The 16,581-nt window shown below is 71.0% G+C and carries 15 protein-coding genes and 1 pseudogene; 8 read left to right on the forward strand and 8 right to left on the reverse strand.

What is annotated here, in order from left to right; all coding sequences use genetic code 11:
* The first annotated feature begins 40 nt into the window (after positions 1-40).
* From O7603_RS08120 to O7603_RS08130, 3 genes are all read left to right on the forward strand, one after another.
* Positions 41-1,249 (forward strand): helix-turn-helix transcriptional regulator, encoded by a 1,209-nt coding sequence (locus O7603_RS08120; RefSeq protein WP_281575069.1) that lies wholly within the window; start codon positions 41-43, stop codon positions 1,247-1,249.
* A gap of 10 nt (positions 1,250-1,259) precedes the next feature.
* Entirely contained in the window at positions 1,260-1,970 is a 711-nt protein-coding gene (locus tag O7603_RS08125) for a 5-formyltetrahydrofolate cyclo-ligase (protein WP_281575070.1), read from the forward strand.
* 103 nt (positions 1,971-2,073) lie between these two features.
* Positions 2,074-2,343, forward strand: coding sequence for a hypothetical protein (locus O7603_RS08130; protein ID WP_281575071.1), 270 nt, complete (start codon positions 2,074-2,076; stop codon positions 2,341-2,343).
* Positions 2,344-2,391: 48 nt separating this feature from the next.
* Here O7603_RS08130 and O7603_RS08135 read toward each other — a convergent pair whose 3' ends face one another.
* Positions 2,392-3,189, reverse strand: a complete 798-nt coding sequence (locus tag O7603_RS08135; protein WP_281575072.1) for a DeoR family transcriptional regulator — start codon at positions 3,187-3,189, stop codon at positions 2,392-2,394.
* Between the two features lie 906 nt (positions 3,190-4,095).
* The gene (locus tag O7603_RS08140; RefSeq protein WP_281575073.1) at positions 4,096-4,605 is read right to left on the reverse strand and encodes a GNAT family N-acetyltransferase; all 510 of its coding nucleotides are present in this window, start codon (positions 4,603-4,605) and stop codon (positions 4,096-4,098) included.
* Between the two features lie 68 nt (positions 4,606-4,673).
* Here O7603_RS08140 and O7603_RS08145 point away from each other — a divergent pair, with 68 nt between their 5' ends.
* Entirely contained in the window at positions 4,674-5,276 is a 603-nt protein-coding gene (locus tag O7603_RS08145) for a TetR/AcrR family transcriptional regulator (protein WP_281575074.1), read from the forward strand.
* 197 nt (positions 5,277-5,473) lie between these two features.
* Here the strand turns inward: O7603_RS08145 and O7603_RS08150 are convergent, their stop codons facing one another.
* Positions 5,474-7,780, reverse strand: a complete 2,307-nt coding sequence (locus tag O7603_RS08150; protein WP_281575075.1) for a penicillin acylase family protein — start codon at positions 7,778-7,780, stop codon at positions 5,474-5,476.
* A gap of 374 nt (positions 7,781-8,154) precedes the next feature.
* On the opposite strand from O7603_RS08150, the gene O7603_RS08155 reads away from it, so the two are divergent.
* Positions 8,155-8,724 carry a DUF488 domain-containing protein gene (locus tag O7603_RS08155; RefSeq protein ID WP_281575076.1) on the forward strand — a complete coding sequence of 190 codons (570 nt, stop codon included), beginning with the start codon at positions 8,155-8,157 and terminating at the stop codon, positions 8,722-8,724.
* 143 nt (positions 8,725-8,867) lie between these two features.
* Here the strand turns inward: O7603_RS08155 and O7603_RS08160 are convergent, their stop codons facing one another.
* Entirely contained in the window at positions 8,868-9,752 is an 885-nt protein-coding gene (locus tag O7603_RS08160; RefSeq protein ID WP_281575077.1) for an aminoglycoside phosphotransferase family protein, read from the reverse strand.
* Between the two features lie 68 nt (positions 9,753-9,820).
* Between O7603_RS08160 and O7603_RS08165 the strand changes: the two are divergent.
* Positions 9,821-10,004 (forward strand): annotated as a pseudogene (locus tag O7603_RS08165) (IS5/IS1182 family transposase); the annotation flags it as partial.
* 11 nt (positions 10,005-10,015) lie between these two features.
* Here the strand turns inward: O7603_RS08165 and O7603_RS08170 are convergent.
* Both O7603_RS08170 and O7603_RS08175 read right to left on the reverse strand, forming a co-directional pair.
* Positions 10,016-10,816 (reverse strand): maleylpyruvate isomerase N-terminal domain-containing protein, encoded by an 801-nt coding sequence (locus tag O7603_RS08170; protein WP_281575078.1) that lies wholly within the window; start codon positions 10,814-10,816, stop codon positions 10,016-10,018.
* 150 nt (positions 10,817-10,966) lie between these two features.
* Positions 10,967-11,554 (reverse strand): helix-turn-helix domain-containing protein, encoded by a 588-nt coding sequence (locus tag O7603_RS08175; protein ID WP_281575079.1) that lies wholly within the window; start codon positions 11,552-11,554, stop codon positions 10,967-10,969.
* A 64-nt stretch (positions 11,555-11,618) separates the two neighbouring features.
* Here O7603_RS08175 and O7603_RS08180 point away from each other — a divergent pair, with 64 nt between their 5' ends.
* Positions 11,619-12,209 carry a dienelactone hydrolase family protein gene (locus O7603_RS08180; protein ID WP_281575080.1) on the forward strand — a complete coding sequence of 197 codons (591 nt, stop codon included), beginning with the start codon at positions 11,619-11,621 and terminating at the stop codon, positions 12,207-12,209.
* 182 nt (positions 12,210-12,391) lie between these two features.
* Positions 12,392-13,228 (forward strand): aldo/keto reductase, encoded by an 837-nt coding sequence (locus O7603_RS08185; RefSeq protein WP_281575081.1) that lies wholly within the window; start codon positions 12,392-12,394, stop codon positions 13,226-13,228.
* Between the two features lie 78 nt (positions 13,229-13,306).
* Here O7603_RS08185 and O7603_RS08190 read toward each other — a convergent pair whose 3' ends face one another.
* Positions 13,307-14,116, reverse strand: coding sequence for an alpha/beta hydrolase (locus O7603_RS08190; protein WP_281575082.1), 810 nt, complete (start codon positions 14,114-14,116; stop codon positions 13,307-13,309).
* Between the two features lie 70 nt (positions 14,117-14,186).
* A complete protein-coding gene (locus O7603_RS08195) occupies positions 14,187-16,556 on the reverse strand; it encodes an ATP-binding protein (RefSeq protein ID WP_281575083.1) in 2,370 nt (789 codons plus the stop codon).
* Between the last annotated feature and the right edge of the window lie 25 nt (positions 16,557-16,581).

The following is a 16,581-nucleotide window of genomic DNA, read 5'->3' on the forward strand; positions in this document are numbered from 1 at the left end:
GAACTGACGCATCCCCATTGCGTCACAGGGTGTGAGCTGGATGAATGAAACCGTGACGGATGGCGGCGAAGGGAGGCGGTACGTGGCGGATAGGCGTCGGCACCGGCTGGCTCAGCGGCGCAAGGCGATCGGGCTTAGCCAGGAACGCCTCGCCGAAGCCCTCGGCGTCGACCGCTCCACCATCGTGCGGTGGGAACGGGCGGAGACCGACCCGCAGCCCTGGCACCGGCCGCGCCTAGCCGCGGCCCTCAAGCTGTCGATCGAGGAACTGGCCGACCTCCTGGCCGACGTCGGCCAGGCACCGTCACCGCCCGACGAGCGTCTCGGCTACGTTCTGCGCAACCCCGGCCGCGTCGACCTGATCGCTGTGGCGTACCTGAGGGAGACCGTGCAGCGCCTCGACGAGCGCTACGACCAAACGCCCTCGACGCTCCTGCTCGCCGAGGCCGGGCAACTACACGGTCAGGCAATCTTCCTTCGCCAGCACGCCAGCAACGGGCCGGTTCAGCGCGAACTGGCGGCAGCAGTCGCCGAGTCCGCGACGCTGATGGGTCAACTCGTCTGGGACGCCTCGCAGCGGCGCGACCATGTCGCCAGCGCCGCCTACTTCGACCAGGCGATCAGCGCGGCCCAGGAAACGCGAGACGCGGTCACCGAGGCCAATGCGTTGCTCCGCAAGAGCTACCTCGCCCTCTACGGCACCAAGCAACCCAACGCCGGCCTTGTCCTGACGACCCGCGCCGCCGCCGTCAGCCACGGCGACAGTCACGTCATCGCCGGCCTCGCCCAACTGCACCGGGCTGAGGCACACGCGATGCTGGGTCAGGCCCGGGACTGCTCCGACGCTCTCGGTACCGCTGAAGCTCACTTCGCCGCTCTCGACGCCCGAGATCCAGCCACCGACATCTTCTGCCCCAGCCACTACACGAGGCTTGCAGGCTCCTGCTGGCTCTCCCTCAACAAACCAAACGAAGCGGTGCCAGCGCTCGAGAAGGCCCGACAACTGATCGCCGCCCGCCGCAAATCCACCGCCGTCATCCTCGGCAACCTCGCCCTCGCCAGCATCCTCCGACGCGACGTCGACGCCGCAACGTCCTACCTGCATCAGGCCATCGACGTCATCGAGCGGACCCGCGCGGGCGGCGGACTCAACCTCGCCTTCGCCGCCGCCCGACAGCTACGCCCCTGGCGCAACGAGCCCTCAGTCCAGGACGTGAACGACCGACTCCTCACTCTCATGAGCCCATAGGAGCACCAACGTGACCGACATCGACCGCGCCAAGCAAGCTGTCCGGCAACACGTCTGGGACCTCCTTGAACGTGACGGCGCCGCCCCACCCGGCGTGCACGGTCACATCCCCGACTTCGTCGGCAAGGAAGAGGCCGCAGCCCGCCTCGCGAAACTGGACGTATGGAGGAAGGCCCGAGTGATCAAGTGCAACCCGGACCGGGCCCAACTTCCCGTCCGGGTACGAGCCCTGCAGGAAGGCAAACTGCTCTACATGGCAGTCCCGAGACTCGCTACTCCCAAGCCCTTCTATCTGCTCGACCCCGCCAGCCTCACCACACCGATCGAGACTGCAGTTACGAGTACTGGTGCGCCACAGGTCGCTCCCACCGTGGGACCAGCCGAAATGCGTCCGGTGGACCTCATCGTCTGCGGCAGCGTCGCTGTCAGCCGCCAAAGCGGCGTGCGGGTCGGCAAGGGTGCCGGCTACTCCGACCTGGAGATCGCCCTCCTCACCGAGGCCGCACTCGTTACCACCGAGACCACCATCGCCACCACGATCCACCAGACCCAGCTACTCGAGGATGAGCTGCCCAACGCGGACCATGACTTCAGCGTCGACTTCGCGATCACGCCGAACGAGGTAGTGGCTTGCAGACCCGACCGGGGACGGCCGTCCGGCATCATCGGATCAAACCTTCGTCAAGATCAGCTCGACAGTATTCCCATACTGCGCGCCTAAGGCGGCAGGACACCTGGCTCGTGTAGCTCAGGGCCCCTCGGCCAGGGCACCAATGTCGGTGCCATGAAATTGAGAACGGCCGTCGGTGCGGCACACTCGTGCGATGACCGAGACCTCGCTTTCTGTGCCGGCGTACGACCCGGCCATCGGGGTTGTAGCCCCCGCCGAGGGCGGCACGATCACTGTCAACATCGTCGATGGCACGGTAGAGATCTTCGGCGACCCCGCCGGCCTCCGAGATCTTGCTCGCATGTGCCTGGCGTTGTCCGACGCGCGGGTGCCGTCGGGGGCCCACATCCATCTGGACGCCAGCATCAAGCCCCTGGACCTCGAGTCTGCCTCCCTCATGCTCGCCCGGGATCCACTTCGTTAGAAGGGTTTCTGACGGATCATCCCGGTCGCCTCGCAGTGCCCCGCCAAGTCAGGTGCCAATCTCGATCAGTCGGCTCCGGTCCTCCTCGCCCGGTATCCGCCACACCTGCTCGTTCGGCCAGTGGCGGTACAACAGGTTCATCGTTGTCGTGGCGGTAGGTGCCCGCAGAGGCCTGCGGACCAGGTCGACCGACAGCTGATCTTCCCGCTCGCCGTCCTGCGCGACGACAAGCACCGCCCCGACCGGCGCCACTCGGTCGGTGCGCCAGTAGCCGGTCAGCAGTCCACCCAGCCCTGACGGCCGCCGCTCATGGTCAGCGATAGCGTCACCGGCCGCGCCACGGTCGACATGCACCAGGAACCGCAGGCGCCGCCCGTCCTCCAGCCAGACGCCGTAGCCGTCGGCCCGCAGCTGCGCCAGGTCGTGCTGGCGCAACCACGCCGAGGTCTCCATAGTCGCCAGCCACTGGAACAGCTCGCACCGCCCCGGGTTCCGCCGCGACACCTCGACCAACGGCAGGAACAGCAGAGCGTCCGCCGCGCCCGGAGGCCGCTGTCCCAGCTGCAACGGAACCGGCCGCCCCGACGCCGTCAGGTCGCGGCGAAGCGCCTCGGTCCCTTCGGCCGTGACCTCGTACCACCAGGTATGGGTACGGTCCTCCTCAAAGCGCTCGCGGCGCACCAGCCCCGCCTCGTGAAGCCAGACCAAATCCCGGTGAGCCGTCAGCCGCGACACGGCACAAACCAGGGCCACGTCCAGCGTCGACGCCGAACCGTGCTGCGCCAGGAACGACAGGACCCGCCACCGCCGCGGCGACAACCGCCGCACGGCCACAGGGTCACCCATCTCCCGATGGTCCCTCGGGACACCGGAAGTCGACACCCGGTTTCCGGACGCTGTAACGGAGGGTAGCCAGTGGACCGACCTGAACGCCGCGATGCCAGGACTACCGCGCCCGGAGACGGTGCTCTCGGCGGCTCCTAGGCGAAGCGCCGGCGGACCGTGCGAGTACCCCCGTACTCAAATCGGGGTTCCGGGGCCGATTATGAAGATCACTGTTCAGAGAATTAGCCAATGAGCTGAGGACAGAAGTTGCGATCCACACAAACCCGACGACCGCCAGTTGATCTTCAACAGCAGACTGGCACTGCGGTACCGATCGCCAACAGACCTGGGACGTCCAGCGCCGGCTCGGCGAGGACGCACCGCCCCGTCGGAGCGACCGTCACTGACAGCAACACCGCCGGCCCCCAAACGTCGACAGGCCGGAGCACCGAGCCGGGCGAGGATCCCTCACCGGCGACCATCCGACCCGAGCGCGGGTCCATGGTCACGGCACCAAGTCCACCGACAGCCGGAAGGGTCCCACTGCTCCCGAGCACCCACCGAGCACCCCGCCGTCGCCATGGACACGAAAAAGGCTCTGGCCAGGTGAAGAACCACCAGGCCAGAGCCTTAATTGCTGGTGCGCCGCCAGGGACTCGAACCCCGAACCCGCGGATTAAGAGTTCTCCGTCTGGAGCCGGCGTACGAATCGTCCGCCGCGCCGCGGGGCCGCACGCGTACTCCCAGTCGTCACGGGTGACGCCCCATTCGTCCTCGACGTACTGCTTCGGCTCCGCGGCCTTCTGCTCGAAGGCCGCGGCGGTGGCGGGATCGCCCTTCTCCCTCGCGAGGTACGAGTAGGCAAGGTATGCCGGTACTGGGCGGCGAACGCGTCGCCGGCTTCGATCACGGCGTCGCCGCGGGGCTCTACTGCAGGTCGAGGATCCAGTTCTGGCCAACGAGATCGTGGCCGAAGCTGCGGTGCGGCTTCTCGTCGGAGAGGGCGAACCCGAACGCCTCGTAGATTCTGCGCGCAGACACCAGCACGTCGTTGGTCCACAAGGTGACCTGCCGGTAGCCGGTGTCGCGCGCGAAGGCGAGGCATTCCTCGACCAGGCGGGTGCCGACGCCGAGACCTCGGGCGGCCGGGGTGACCAGCAGAATACGCAGCTTGGCGACTCCGGGTTCGTCACCGGCCACGCAGAAGATGCATCCCACGCGTTCACGGTCGACCTCGGCGATCCAGGCTGCTTCCCGAGTCGGGTCATGATCAGAGGCGTAGTCGGCAACGATCCGAGCCACCAGCCCCTCAAAGCTGGTGTCCCAGCCGAACTGATGGGCGTAGACCTCACCGTGGGCCATCACCACCCAACCCAGGTCGCCGGGACGGTCGGCGCCGCGCACCAAGACTCGCCGTTCATGGTTTTGCTGCACCATGGTTGCCCTCCCGGATACCCGCCCGCCGCTACTGACACAACTGTTTCAGTGTTGAGTAGGCTACCGCCATGGCCGAGGAGACGACAGCGCCGTCCGCGCGGCAGATCGAACTGCTGGAGGCCGCCTACCAGTACGTGCTCGAACACGGCCTGGCCGACCTGTCACTGCGTCCGCTGGCTACGGCGATCGGTTCCAGCCCCCGCGTGCTTATGTTCCTCTTCGACAACAAGGACGGCCTGGTGCGGGCCCTGTTGGCTCGGGCCCGCACCGACGAACTGGCGATCCTGGGCCGCCTCGCACAGACCGGCGACAAGGCGCCCATGGGCCTACTCCCGGCGACCGAGCAGGTGTGGGCGTGGCTCGCCGCCGACGAGCATCGGCCACTGCTGCGGCTGTGGGTCGAGGCGTACGCCCGCTCCCTCGTCGAACCCGACGGCGCGTGGGCCGGGTTCGCCCGCGCGACCGTGCACGACTGGCTCGCCGTCCTCGCCTCCTGTCAACCACCGGCCGAAAAAGACAGCGAGCAGGGTGCCATCCGCCGCACCCTGGCACTGGCGGTACTCCGAGGCGGCCTGCTCGACCTCCTCGCCACCGGTGACCAGGCCCGCGTCACCGCCGCCGTCCGACATCAGCTCGCCCTGTTGGCAGGCACAGCGAGACTAGGAACCTGACCGCGGCGATCGACGTAAGGCAGAGAGGGTGACAGCCGGCGCGCCATTCGGTAACCAGCTGCTACCCGGCGACCGTGGCCAGGGTCTGCGCCGACGCCGAGACGGACCGACCGGTTGGCCGGCCTGACATGCCTCGGCGTCGACGAAACCGTCCTACACACCACAGGTCGGTGTCAGGTCACCGACGCCGAGGGCGGTCAGCTTTCCGCTGGCGAGTCGGTGCCGTCCGACATGCTCGCCAGCGACGCCTGGTGCGGAATGCCAGCGCCCGGCCGGTAGCTCCGCTCGATGTGGCCCTTGAGGTCCTCGGGATAGAAGTAGACGGGCCGCAGATCGCCACTCGCGTAGCGCTCCGCCTGGTCGTTGAAGTGCGGCGAGTCGGGATGCCCGCTCGCGCCGCCGGCCGTCACCGCCCAGGCGCGCAGCCGCGGTCCGAACTCCACGACCGCCACGAAGCTGTTGCCGCTGGTGCCGTAGTAGCGCTTCGTTCCCGGGTAGCGTCGGGCCCCGAACGAGGCCAGCGAGCCCCACTGCGCCGAGGTGAACGGCACCGGGAGGCTCGGCTTGGTGTCGTCGAACGTCTGGACGATCGCGCCGTCGTTGCGCTGGAAACGGTTGATCTCGCCCCAGGGCACCTGCCAGCTGCCGAAGTCCTGCGTCAGCCGGTCGGCGGCCGCCGCGAGTGCGGTGAGCCGCTGCGCGTCGGTAGCGCGCTCGGCCAGGTAGTCCCACATCGACATGCCCGCGTCCCTCGCCGCCTGGGCCAGGGGCGCCCAGAGCGCCTCGCCCCAGAACACGGCCAGCGACGTCGCGGTCGAGTCCGCGGCCCAGCGGTAGTTCCAGTCGCGCAGCAGGCCGATCGGGTCGGCCAGCGCTGCCTTCTGCGGGTCGCCATCGGGCAGCTTGTCCCAGGCCGCGACCAGCCCGGGCACGAGCCGGGCGAAGGCGGTGAGGTACGTGTCGAAGGCGGCGGCGATCAGCGTCTGGGGGGTGAAGCGGGGCTGCGCGGTCAGCACCCGGATCGCCTGCGGACCGCGCGGGTTCTCACCGGCCTGGTCGAAGTAGCGCGGATAGTCGGACGCCTTCGGGCTGTCAGCGCCGGCGGCCGTCCAGGGCCAGTTGTTGGTGTTGAACGCCCAGCCGTTCCGCGGATTCACCGCCTGCGGCAGGCTCCGGAGGCTGTGCAGCCCGCGCCAGTCGGTCGCCGGGTCGCTGCCGTCGACCGGCTTGCGGTAGTCGAAGCGATCGTTCCGCACCGGCATGAACTGCGGCACCAGGAAGGCGATCTCCCCCTTCGAGTCCGCGAAGAGCGTGTTGTTGGAGCTGTTGGCCTTGAAGCCCGCCACCTGCAGGAAGTCCGCGTAGTCCCGCGTCTTGGTGCGCAGGAAGCTCTGCTGCAGCGCCTCGACGGGCTTGTTCATCAGCGCGAACGCGATCCACTTGCCGTCCGCCTCGCGCACGATCGGGCCGTGGTGCGTGGCGAAGGTCGTGAAGCTGCGCCGCGCCTGGCCGCCGTCCGCCGTGCGGTAGGACAACGTGATCGTCTTCTTCGTCACCGGCCGCAGGGCGTTGCCGTAGCGGTAGTAGTGGCGGCCGTCCGACCGGGTCACGATCGTCTCGGCGAACTCGTCGACGTTGTCGACCCCGCTGGAGGTGTGCATCCAGCCGGTGTTCGCGTTGAAGCCCTGGTAGATGAAGAACTGCCCCCAGGTCGCCGCGCCGTAGGCGTTGAGCCCGTCGCGGCTGGTCACGTGCTGCTCGGAGCGGAAGAAGAAGCTGGTGTGCGGGTTGATCAGCAGCAGCGCGTGCCCGTCGCGGGTGTGGCTCGGCGCGATCGCCATGCCGTTCGAGCCCTTGGGCTCGCGGAACAGCAGCCCGCGCTCCTCGTCGGTCATCGGCACCGTGCGGTTGGCGTAGAAGGCTTCGAGTTGGGTGAGCGGCACCCGCTCGATATCGCCGCCGATGCTGCCCTCGGAGAAGCTCAGCGGCATCCACGGCTCGAACCGGGTGATCACGCGTGGCCGTACGTCGGGGTGGGTCGCGAGGAAGTAGTTGAGCCCGTCGGCCCAGGCCTGCATCAGCTTGCGTAGCCAGGAGGGGCACTTCGCGTAGTCCCGCTTCAGCTCCTCGGGATCGATGTAGAGGCGCTGGCGCAGGTCCTGCCAGATCGCGCTCTCGCCCTCGGCTTCGGCGAGGCGGCCGAGGCTCACCAGGTAGTTGCGTTCGATCCGGTTGAAGTCGTCCTCGGCCTGGGCGTACATCATCCCGAACACCGCGTCGGCGTCGGTCTTGCCCACCACGTGCGGGATTCCCCAGTCGTCCCGGGTGATCGTCACCTGCGCGGCTTGCCTGCGCCAGCGGGCGAGATCGTGGGAGTGTTTCGCGGGAGCGGCGGACGCGGCGGTGGGCAGTCCCGCCGCGACGGCCGCGGCTCCGGCGGCCAGTCCGGCGGCTCCGCCGAGGACGCGGCGCCGGCTCAGCCCGTCAACGTGCACGTGGTCCATGGGGTGGTCCACCTTCCTCGGGGGTCAAGGGGTGATGGGCGATTCGGCGAGCGTATGTTGTATACGACGACTGCCGCAAGACCTGCGTCGATGCCTTGACCGGGTCACCTCGCTGCTCGGGCTGCGGGCATCCGATGTCGACGGTGCCCGCAACGGTTGCTCCAGCGGGCCACCGCTGACACGATCCTGTCGTGCGGCGCGGGTTCGTCTCGCCACCGTGATGGACGTGACGGCGGCGCGGGTGCGTCGCGCAGACGACCTCGCCGTGACGTGGCGCGCGGCTGTCCCACGAAGCCGACGACCCCGGCTAGCCACGCCGGACCCGGGTCGGTGAAACGGGTGCATCCCGTGGCCCGGTGCGGTTGTCTTGCCTCATGGCAGAGGCGCTGCTCACGGTCGGCCATGGCACCGCGAGCCAGGCGGAGCTCACCAACCTGCTGCGCGACGCGGGGGTGACCCGGCTGGTCGACGTCCGTCGCTATCCCGGCAGCCGGGCCCATCCGCACGTCGGCCGCGATGCTCTGGCCCGGTGGCTGCCGGCGGTCGGCGTGGACTACCGGTGGGAGGAGCGGCTCGGCGGACGTCGGCGCGTACCGGCCGATTCACCCGACCGGTGGTGGCAGGTCGAGGCGTTCCGCGGCTACGCCGCCCACATGCGCACTCCGGAGTTCGTCGCGGCTGTCGACGAGCTGGTCCTCGAGACCCGGAAGTCGCATCTCGTGATCATGTGCAGCGAGAGCCTGTGGTGGCGATGCCACCGGCGGCTGATTGCCGACTTCCTCGTCGGCGCCCGCGGCGCGCAGGTGCACCATCTCGACCATCGCGGCCAACTCACCCCGCACACGGTCGCCGCCGGAGCCCGGCCGACCGCCGAAGGGACGCTCGTCTACGACCGGGAACGAGAGGAACCACAGCATCCCGCGCGGCCACGGAATCACGACTGAAGCGCTTCCGGAACCGCCACCGAAGACCGTGGACGGTCGGTCAGAGTCGCACGTCGACAACGTCAACTGGCCCAGCTTCACGGTCGGGCCCTCGACGCTGCCGGCCGGGGCGTCACCCGACGGTGACAGGCGGGCACCGCAGGTCAGTCGTGGCGGTGACGCACGAGGTAGTCGATGTAGCGAAGCGTGTCCTCGCGGTCATCCTCGCTGATCGAGTCCCACAGGTCCGCCAACCAGTAGAGCGAGCCCGACAGCATCCAGGCCCACCCGCGCACCCAGGTCGCCTCGTCGAACCCGAGCGCCTCCCGGTAGGCAGCCCGCGCGCGGGCATCGAACAGGCTCCAGCCCGGCCGCACCTCGACCGCCGGATCGCCACGGCCGAGACCGCCGAAGTCGATCACCCCGGTGAGCCTGCCCCGGTCGACCAGCAGGTTGCCTTCCAGGAGATCACCGTGCAGCCACACCGGCGGTCCGGACCACTCGTCCGCCGCCATCGCCTCGTCCCACGCCGCGCTCACCGCCCGCCCGTCGATCCGGTCGCCCAGCGCCGCAATCGACCGGCGGGTCAGCTCATCCCGCTGCACCAGAGGTACACCGCGCTGAACCCCCTGCTTGACAGGTCCGCCCATCGGGTCGATCGCGGTCATCGCACGCACGAAGCCGGCGAGGTCGACGGCGAGGTCGACGAGGTCCTGCCCGGCTTGCGGATTGCGCCCGTCCAGCCAGGGGACGACCGTCCACGGCCACGGATAGTCCCCGCCCGGCCGGCCGACCGCGACCGGCACCGGCACCCGCACCGGAAGATGCGGCGCCAGCCGCGGCAGCCAGGTCGCGTCGGTCGCCACCTGGTCGACCGCCCACTGCGCCCGCGGCAGCCGTGCTGTCAGGGAATCACCCAACCGGAACAGCGCGTTGTCGGTGCCGTTCAACGGCTGCGGGACGATCGGCAGGTCCGACCATTCGGGGAACTGCTCGTCGATCAGGGCGCGTACCTGCTCGACAGCGACGACGATCTCTCCGGGGCGCATCGGCGCGACCGTAGAACCGGCTGGATCATGATGTCAATCGAGTTCGGTGCACGCCGAACCGCGCGCCGCGCTGGCAGGAGCAGGTTGACCGCGCTCACGCCCGGATCTGGGCCATCGGTGAACGCGCCAACGCCGCCGTCAAGACCTGGACAGTTCTGACGAAACCTGCGCTGTTGCCCACACCGCGCCACCGCGGTCCTGCAGGCGATCCTGGTTCTGCGCCACGTCGAGAACTCGGCCTATGCAGGATAAGGGGATCGTTGTTACGCGGACGGGTCCCAGGCGATGAGCTGGTCGAAGATGCGGCGGTCGCCGTCCATCTCCAGCTTCTGAGAATCCGGCGGGATGCGGCCGTAAAAGAACAGGACCAGGTCACTGGCCGTGCCCCGGGCGGAGACGTCGGCCGTGTCCGGGTCCGGGTCCTCGCTGGCAGCCGGCGCGCCGAGGCGGGCGGCCCATGCGCCGTCGCGGGACAGCCGAAGGCGCCAAGAGCGGCCCTCAGTGGCGTGGTAATCGACGACGGCGGGTTCGTGCGGCCAGGCGACATCCGTCGAGCAGAGGGTGAACTGGCAGTCGTCGAAACCGTCGAGGGCGACCTCGTCCGGCAGCGGCTCCGGGTCCCCCACGGTGAGCTGGACATCGTAGGTGTGCACCGCGATCTCGGGAACCTGGCGCCGAGCCCATGCACCGGAGGTTTCCGGTGACTGCGAGTCACCCCACCACGTCCAACAACCGCGGTCCGGGCCGGCCTCGCGCAGCGCGCTCGTCAGTCGCTCGACGGACTCGGTCCACCAGGCCAGGAGAGCCTCGCGTTCCCGAGGCGCACCCGTGCCGTCCTCCCAAGCGGACTTCTCCGGGGGAGCGTCGGCCGGCCCTGCGGCGACGATGGCGGCCGACTTGCGGCGGCCCATGCCCAGGTGCTGTACGAGATCGAACAGCGTCCACCCCGGACAGCTCGGCACCGGCACGTCGAGGCTGGGCGCCGCGGCGACCGCGGCGTGGAAGGCGGTCGACCGTTCGTCGATCAGCCGCAGATGGTCAGAGAACGTGAGAATCTTGTGCACCCCGGGTTCCTATCACTGTGCTCCGACATCCGGACAGCGATTTTCGCCGCCGACGCGGCGGGCCGCGGCGCCGGCGTGCGAGGGTTCCACCTGCCGTGACCTGCACCGTCACGACGGAAAGGGGCTCAGTCTTTTCTGGAATGCCCCTCGTCAGTCGCCCGGGGTGTGCTCGGCGTCGGGGAGGGTGGGGGCGTCGGTCGGGTAGAGGCCGGCGACGAAGCCGTACACCTGGTCGCCGGCGCGCGGGATCTGGGCGAACGTGCGGGCGAGGGCCTGGACCTCGGCCCAGAAGTTGCGTACCTCTTCCCTCGGGATGCGGGCGTGCACGAGGGTGCACCGCAGGTCGTCGGCCGCGTGGGCCGCGGCGGACTCGGCGGCCGCCTGCGCGAGGCCGTTGATGGCGGCGACGACCTGCTTGTCCTCGGGGCGGTGGAGCGCGCCGACGTAGTAGGTGCGGGCGACGCGGCCGTAGTACCGCTCCTCGATCGCCCGCACGCGCCGGGTGCGCACGACCTTGAGCAGGCCGGCGTCGACGAGAAGCTTCACGTGGTAGGCGACGCTGCTCTTGGGCCGGTCGACCGCCCGGGCCAGCTCGGTGACGGTGGCGGCGCGTTCGAGGAGCAGTTCGAGGAGGGTGTCGCGCAGCGGGTCCGCGAGGGCGCGCAACTGCTCGGGTGCGGTGACCACGAGCATCTCGTCGAGGTCGTAGTCCGGGATCTGCTGCTGATTGACCGACATTTCTCGACCGTTCTAGAATCATGGATCATTCGATCATTGCCGTCCGATCAACGGAGTGTATGAGATGGCCGACGTCGTCCTCTTCCACCACCTGCTGGGGCTCACCGACGGGGTGCGTGCCTTCGCCGATCAGTTACGCGCCGGTGGGCACACCGTGCACACACCGGACCTCTTCGACGGCGAGCGGCCCGCGACCCTCGAAGAGGGCCTCGCGCTGACCCGGCGCCTCGGCGGCGCGGTGCTCGACGACCGCGCCGACCGCGCCCTGGCCGACCTGCCCAAGGCCCTGGTGTACGCCGGCTTCTCCTACGGCGTCGGCACGGCGCAACGGCTCGCCCAGACCCGACCCGACGCGCGCGGCGCGCTGCTCTACGAGGCCTGCCTGCCCGTCACCGGCGAGTGGGCCGTCGGGCCGTGGCCCGCCGGGGTGCCGGTGCAGATCCACGGCATGGACAAGGACCCGTTCTTCGCGTTGGAGGGAGACCTTGAGGCCGCCCGCGAGCTGGTCGACATCGTCGGGTCCGACCGGGCCGAGCTGTTCGTCTACCCGGGCGACCAGCACCTGTTCACCGACAGCGCGCTGCCGTCGTACGACGCGCACGCGGCCGCGCTGGTCGTGCGGCGCTCGCGGGTCTTCCTCGACCGGGTGGGCTGAGCGCCCGCCCCGCCCGCCCTCGTCGTCCGTCATCGTGTGGCCCGGCCCGGCGCGCACCTCGTGCGAGTAGGGTCCAGGTGGCATCTCTCAGGCAGCGAGCCGCAGGGCACAGACGGGGCTCGGCTGGCCCCGAGGTCAGCCGGGCCGGCCGACCGCGGGCGACGGAAAGGCAGATCCAGACGATGGCGATTCCCCACCTGACGGCGGCCGACGGCACGACGTTGCCGGCGATCGGGCTCGGCACGTACCGGCTGACCGGCTCGGCCGGCGTCGAGGCGATCGGGGCGGCGATCCGGGCGGGCTACCGGTTGATCGACTCAGCGGTGAACTACGAGAACGAGGGCGCGGTGGGCCGGGCCGCCCGCGCCGCCGGGGACGTACGGGACGAGCTGGTCGTCACCTCGAAGCTGCCGGGGCGGCACCACCGCTACGACGAGGCGCTGACCACGATCGAGGAGAGCGTCTTCCGCACCGGTCTCGACCAGGTCGACCTGTACCTGATCCACTGGCCCAACCCCAAGGTCGACCTGTACGTGGAGGCGTGGCGGGCGCTGATCGAGGCCCGCGAGCGCGGCCTGGTCAGGCACATCGGCCTGTCCAACTTCCTGCCCGAGCACATCGACCGGCTGGTGGCCGAGACCGGGGTCGCCCCGGCCGTCAACCAGATCGAGATCCACCCGTACTTCCCGCAGCAGGAGGCCGTCGACTACCACCGCGAGCACGGAATCCTCGTGCAGGCGTGGAGCCCGCTGGGCCGGGGCAACGACCTGCAGCAGCACCCCACGGTCGTGGAGATCGCGACCGCCCACGCGGTCACCCCGGCGCAGGCCCTCCTCGCCTGGCACGTGGCCCGCCAGGTGATCCCCCTGCCCAAGGCCGCGTCACCGCAGCGGCAACAGGAGAACCTCGACGTCTTCGGCATCACGCTCACCGACGGGGAGGTCGAGGCCATCACCGCGCTGGGTCGCCCCGACGGGCGCCTCGCCGACCAGGACCCGGCGGTGTACGAGGAGTTCTGAGCGACCCGACCCCGCGGCGGCGTCCACGCCGTCACCCCACCGGCACGCCGCCGCGGGGTCGGGACAGCACAGAGTCCGTCAGCCTCGTCCGCTGTCGGCCAGGATGCGGGCGACGTCGGCGGGACGGGCCAGGTGCGGAAAGTGCCCGCTGCCGGGCAGCACGCTGATCCGCACGTCCGGCAGCACCGACTCCAGCCAGCGCCGGTACGCCGGATTCGGCTCCGACCCGGTGACGTAGTCGTATCCGATGCCACGATCGCGGATGGCCGTGAGGTCGCGCGTCCGGTGCTCGCGCAGGTCGTCAGCCGGAATCTCCAGGACCTCGTTCCAGTAGCCGAGGAGCAAGTCCTGCCGGGGCGTGGTCTGGGTCCGGACCATGTCCTGCGCGGCCGGCGGCAGCTGGTCGATGCCCATCCGGGCGGTCTGCCCGTCCCACACCTGCCGCCAGTCGGCGCCGCGCAGCACCGGCTCGGCGCGGCGCAGCACGTCCCCGAAGGCGCCGACCAGCAGCGGCTGGTCCACGTTGACCACCGCGCGGGCCGGATACCGGGCGGCGTAGATGGTGGCGAGGACGCCACCCAGGGAATGCCCGACCACCACCGGCGCGTCGAGGCCGGCGGCGGTCACCGCCTCGTGGATCACGTCGGCGACGTCTCCCGTGTCGTAGGAGTCGCGTCCCGGCGAGCCGCCGTGCCCGGGCAGGTCCAGCCGGAGCACCCGCCGGTCCGGGTCGAGCACCGCCAGCTCACGCAGGACCGGGTCCCACTGCCGCCGGTCGTACGTGAGCCCGTGCAGCAGGACCAGCGGCGCCCGGTCGTCGTCCCGGCCGTAGCTGTCGGCGGCCAGCCCGCCGAGATGCTGCTGCGGCGTGTCGCACCCGTCGTTCATGTCCGTCTCCTCAGCAAGGTGTCGACCGGTAGGCGTAACTCGGATACGTACGATCCGTACATGGCGTGGCTCACACCCGCCACCGGGCCGGGCCGCCCGCCGCCGGCTGATAGCGGAACAACCGGCCGGTGTGCAGCGACGCCCGCAGGTGGGCGCCGGCCAGCGGCGCGGCCACCTCCACCCGCTCGACCACGGCCCACAACGCCCGGGTCGCGTTGACCCGGGCCCGCTCGGCCTCACCGGCCTGCGTACGCGGCCGCCCACCCAGCCCCGTCGCCCGCCGCAGCTCGGCCAGCAGGGCGGTCCGTTCCGCCTGCGCGGCGGCCGCCCGGTCGACGTCGCCGGCCCGGTCGGCCGCGTCCAGCTGCTCGTCCAGCACCACCAACCGGCTGCGGTACGCGGCGCGGGCGGTGGCGTCCAGGACCGGGTCGCCGTCCGGCACGCGCAGCCCGGCGCCGCCCGCGACCAGGTCCACCGCCGGAATCTCCTGCCCGGGCGCGGCCAGCAGGGCACGCAGGTACCGCAGCCCTCGCGCGTCGCGTAATCGGGCCGTCTCGGAGCCGGCGTCCAGCCGCCAACCGTCACCGTCCCGGCTCAGCCGCCACTCGTCGGCCGGTGGGGCGAGGACGCCGAGCAGGTGACGCAGACCGAGCTGCCCCGCCACGCCCCGGGCCCGTGCGAGGTCGTCCCGAGCCCGCTCGCGGTCGCCCGGGTGGTCACGGGCGGTCAGGGCGTCGGCCCGAGCCGCGAGGGTGTACGCCAGCCACGGCAACGTCCCGGCCCGCTCCTCCAGCCGGACCGCGTCGTCCAGGTGCGACACCGCCTGCTCGCCCCGGTCCAGCCGGACCGCGAGTCGGCCCAGGTAGTCGTCGACCGGGCCGGTGATCGTGTTGGCGCCGCCCCAGACCACCAGCCGCCCCCGGTACGGCAGCAGCACGTCGTACAGCGCCTGCGCGACGGCCGGTGTCCCGGTGCGGGACGCCACGACTGCCAGGTCGGCCAACGCGCCCACCCAGCGCGGCCCCGATCCACTGAGCACGGCCGGCAGCAGGCGGTCCAGTTCGAGTGTCGCCTCGACCTCGCGGCCGGACTCGACCATGGTCCGGGCGGCGGTGGCCTCGAAGAAGTGGCCGGGCAACCGCCGGGCCAGGCCCCGCAGCGTGTCCACCTGCGGCCCGAGTTCACCGCGCATCATCGCGAGCCGGCCGTGCAGGGAGGCGACCAGCCGGTCCGTGTCGGGCAGCCCGACCCGCTGGCCGCGTACGGCCACCTCGGCCGTGAGCGCCTCGGCCTCGTCGAACCGCCCCCGGATGGTCGCCAGCATCGCCTGCCGGGCCGGCACCACCACGGCCGCCTCGGCGTCTCCGGCAAACTCGGCGGCACGGGCGTACGCGGTGAGGGCGGCCTCGGCGCGGGAGAGGTCGCCGAGTTCCGCCTGGGCGACGAAGGTCCAGAACAGTCCGCGCAGCTCGGTCGCGGTGTCACCGGCGCGGCGAGCCTGCGCCACGATCTGGGCGGCGGTGCTGAGCCGTTCCTCGGCCGCGGCGGGATCCCACAGCGCGTGCAACCGGGAGTCGAGCACCTCGGCGAGGGCGCCGGGGTCGCCGGATTCCCGGGCGAGCCGGACCGCCTCGTCGACCAGTTCCCGCCGGCGCCTTGCGGCGGACGGATCGCCGAGCAGTTCGCGGCCGAGCCGGCCCAGCACCCGGGCCCGTATGGCAGGTGCCAGCGGGCGGCCGGCGGCGTCCTCCAGCAGGCGGATCAGACCCACGTCGAGGTCGAGGAATTCGGCCCCGGACGGTGTGGTCAGCGCCAGGTGGACGACGGCGTCGACAGCGAACCCCTGGTCCTCGTGGGTGAGGCCGGCCGCCAGGTCGAGGGCGACGCCGGGCAGGCCGCCCGAGGCCAGCCACACCGCGTGCACCGCCTCGGCGGGCAGGTCAGGTGTCAGCCGCGCGAGGTCCGGTTCGGTCAGCCCGCGCAGCCGCAGGTCGGCGGGCGCGCCCAGGGGCTCGGCGACGGTGGTGAGAAGAGCGGTGGCGCCGGCACCGAGGCGGGACGCGAGCAGGCCCAGGAACGCCACGGCCGGCGGGCCGGCGCGGTCCAGGTCGTCGACCAGCAGCAGGCGTGGCCCGCCCTGCGCGATCGTCCGGGCGGCGCCGTCGAGGTCCCGGGGTCCGGCGTCGGGCGGCAGGTCGCCGGCGTCGAGGTCGCGCAGCAGTTGGCGCCAGATCGACAGGCCGGATTCCCGGCCGGTGCCGGCCGCCCGGAGCACCGGTATCCCCCGGTCGGCGGCCAGCCGTGCGGCGGCGTCGACCAGCGCGGTCTTGCCGGCTCCCCGCGGTCCGGTGACGAGCAGGTGTCCCCCGGTCCCGGCCTCCACCCGGTCGAGCAGCTGCCGCACCGTGGCAAGCTCACGGTGGCGTCCGATCAGGGCCACGGGCTCAGCGTACCCAGGCCGGTGG

This window comes from Micromonospora sp. WMMD812 (assembly GCF_027497215.1).
Taxonomy (GTDB): domain Bacteria; phylum Actinomycetota; class Actinomycetes; order Mycobacteriales; family Micromonosporaceae; genus Micromonospora.

What these genes read in the sequence shown, in the direction of transcription:
- O7603_RS08120 (WP_281575069.1), top strand. Translation starts at nt 41, where the DNA reads ATGAATGAAACCGTGACGGATGGCGGCGAAGGGAGGCGGTACGTGGCG.
- O7603_RS08130 (WP_281575071.1), top strand. Translation starts at nt 2,074, where the DNA reads ATGACCGAGACCTCGCTTTCTGTGCCGGCGTACGACCCGGCCATCGGG.
- O7603_RS08135 (WP_281575072.1), bottom strand. Translation starts at nt 3,189, where the DNA reads ATGGGTGACCCTGTGGCCGTGCGGCGGTTGTCGCCGCGGCGGTGGCGG.
- O7603_RS08140 (WP_281575073.1), bottom strand. Translation starts at nt 4,605, where the DNA reads ATGGTGCAGCAAAACCATGAACGGCGAGTCTTGGTGCGCGGCGCCGAC.
- O7603_RS08145 (WP_281575074.1), top strand. Translation starts at nt 4,674, where the DNA reads ATGGCCGAGGAGACGACAGCGCCGTCCGCGCGGCAGATCGAACTGCTG.
- O7603_RS08150 (WP_281575075.1), bottom strand. Translation starts at nt 7,780, where the DNA reads ATGGACCACGTGCACGTTGACGGGCTGAGCCGGCGCCGCGTCCTCGGC.
- O7603_RS08155 (WP_281575076.1), top strand. Translation starts at nt 8,155, where the DNA reads ATGGCAGAGGCGCTGCTCACGGTCGGCCATGGCACCGCGAGCCAGGCG.
- O7603_RS08160 (WP_281575077.1), bottom strand. Translation starts at nt 9,752, where the DNA reads ATGCGCCCCGGAGAGATCGTCGTCGCTGTCGAGCAGGTACGCGCCCTG.
- O7603_RS08175 (WP_281575079.1), bottom strand. Translation starts at nt 11,554, where the DNA reads ATGTCGGTCAATCAGCAGCAGATCCCGGACTACGACCTCGACGAGATG.
- O7603_RS08180 (WP_281575080.1), top strand. Translation starts at nt 11,619, where the DNA reads ATGGCCGACGTCGTCCTCTTCCACCACCTGCTGGGGCTCACCGACGGG.
- O7603_RS08185 (WP_281575081.1), top strand. Translation starts at nt 12,392, where the DNA reads ATGGCGATTCCCCACCTGACGGCGGCCGACGGCACGACGTTGCCGGCG.
- O7603_RS08190 (WP_281575082.1), bottom strand. Translation starts at nt 14,116, where the DNA reads ATGAACGACGGGTGCGACACGCCGCAGCAGCATCTCGGCGGGCTGGCC.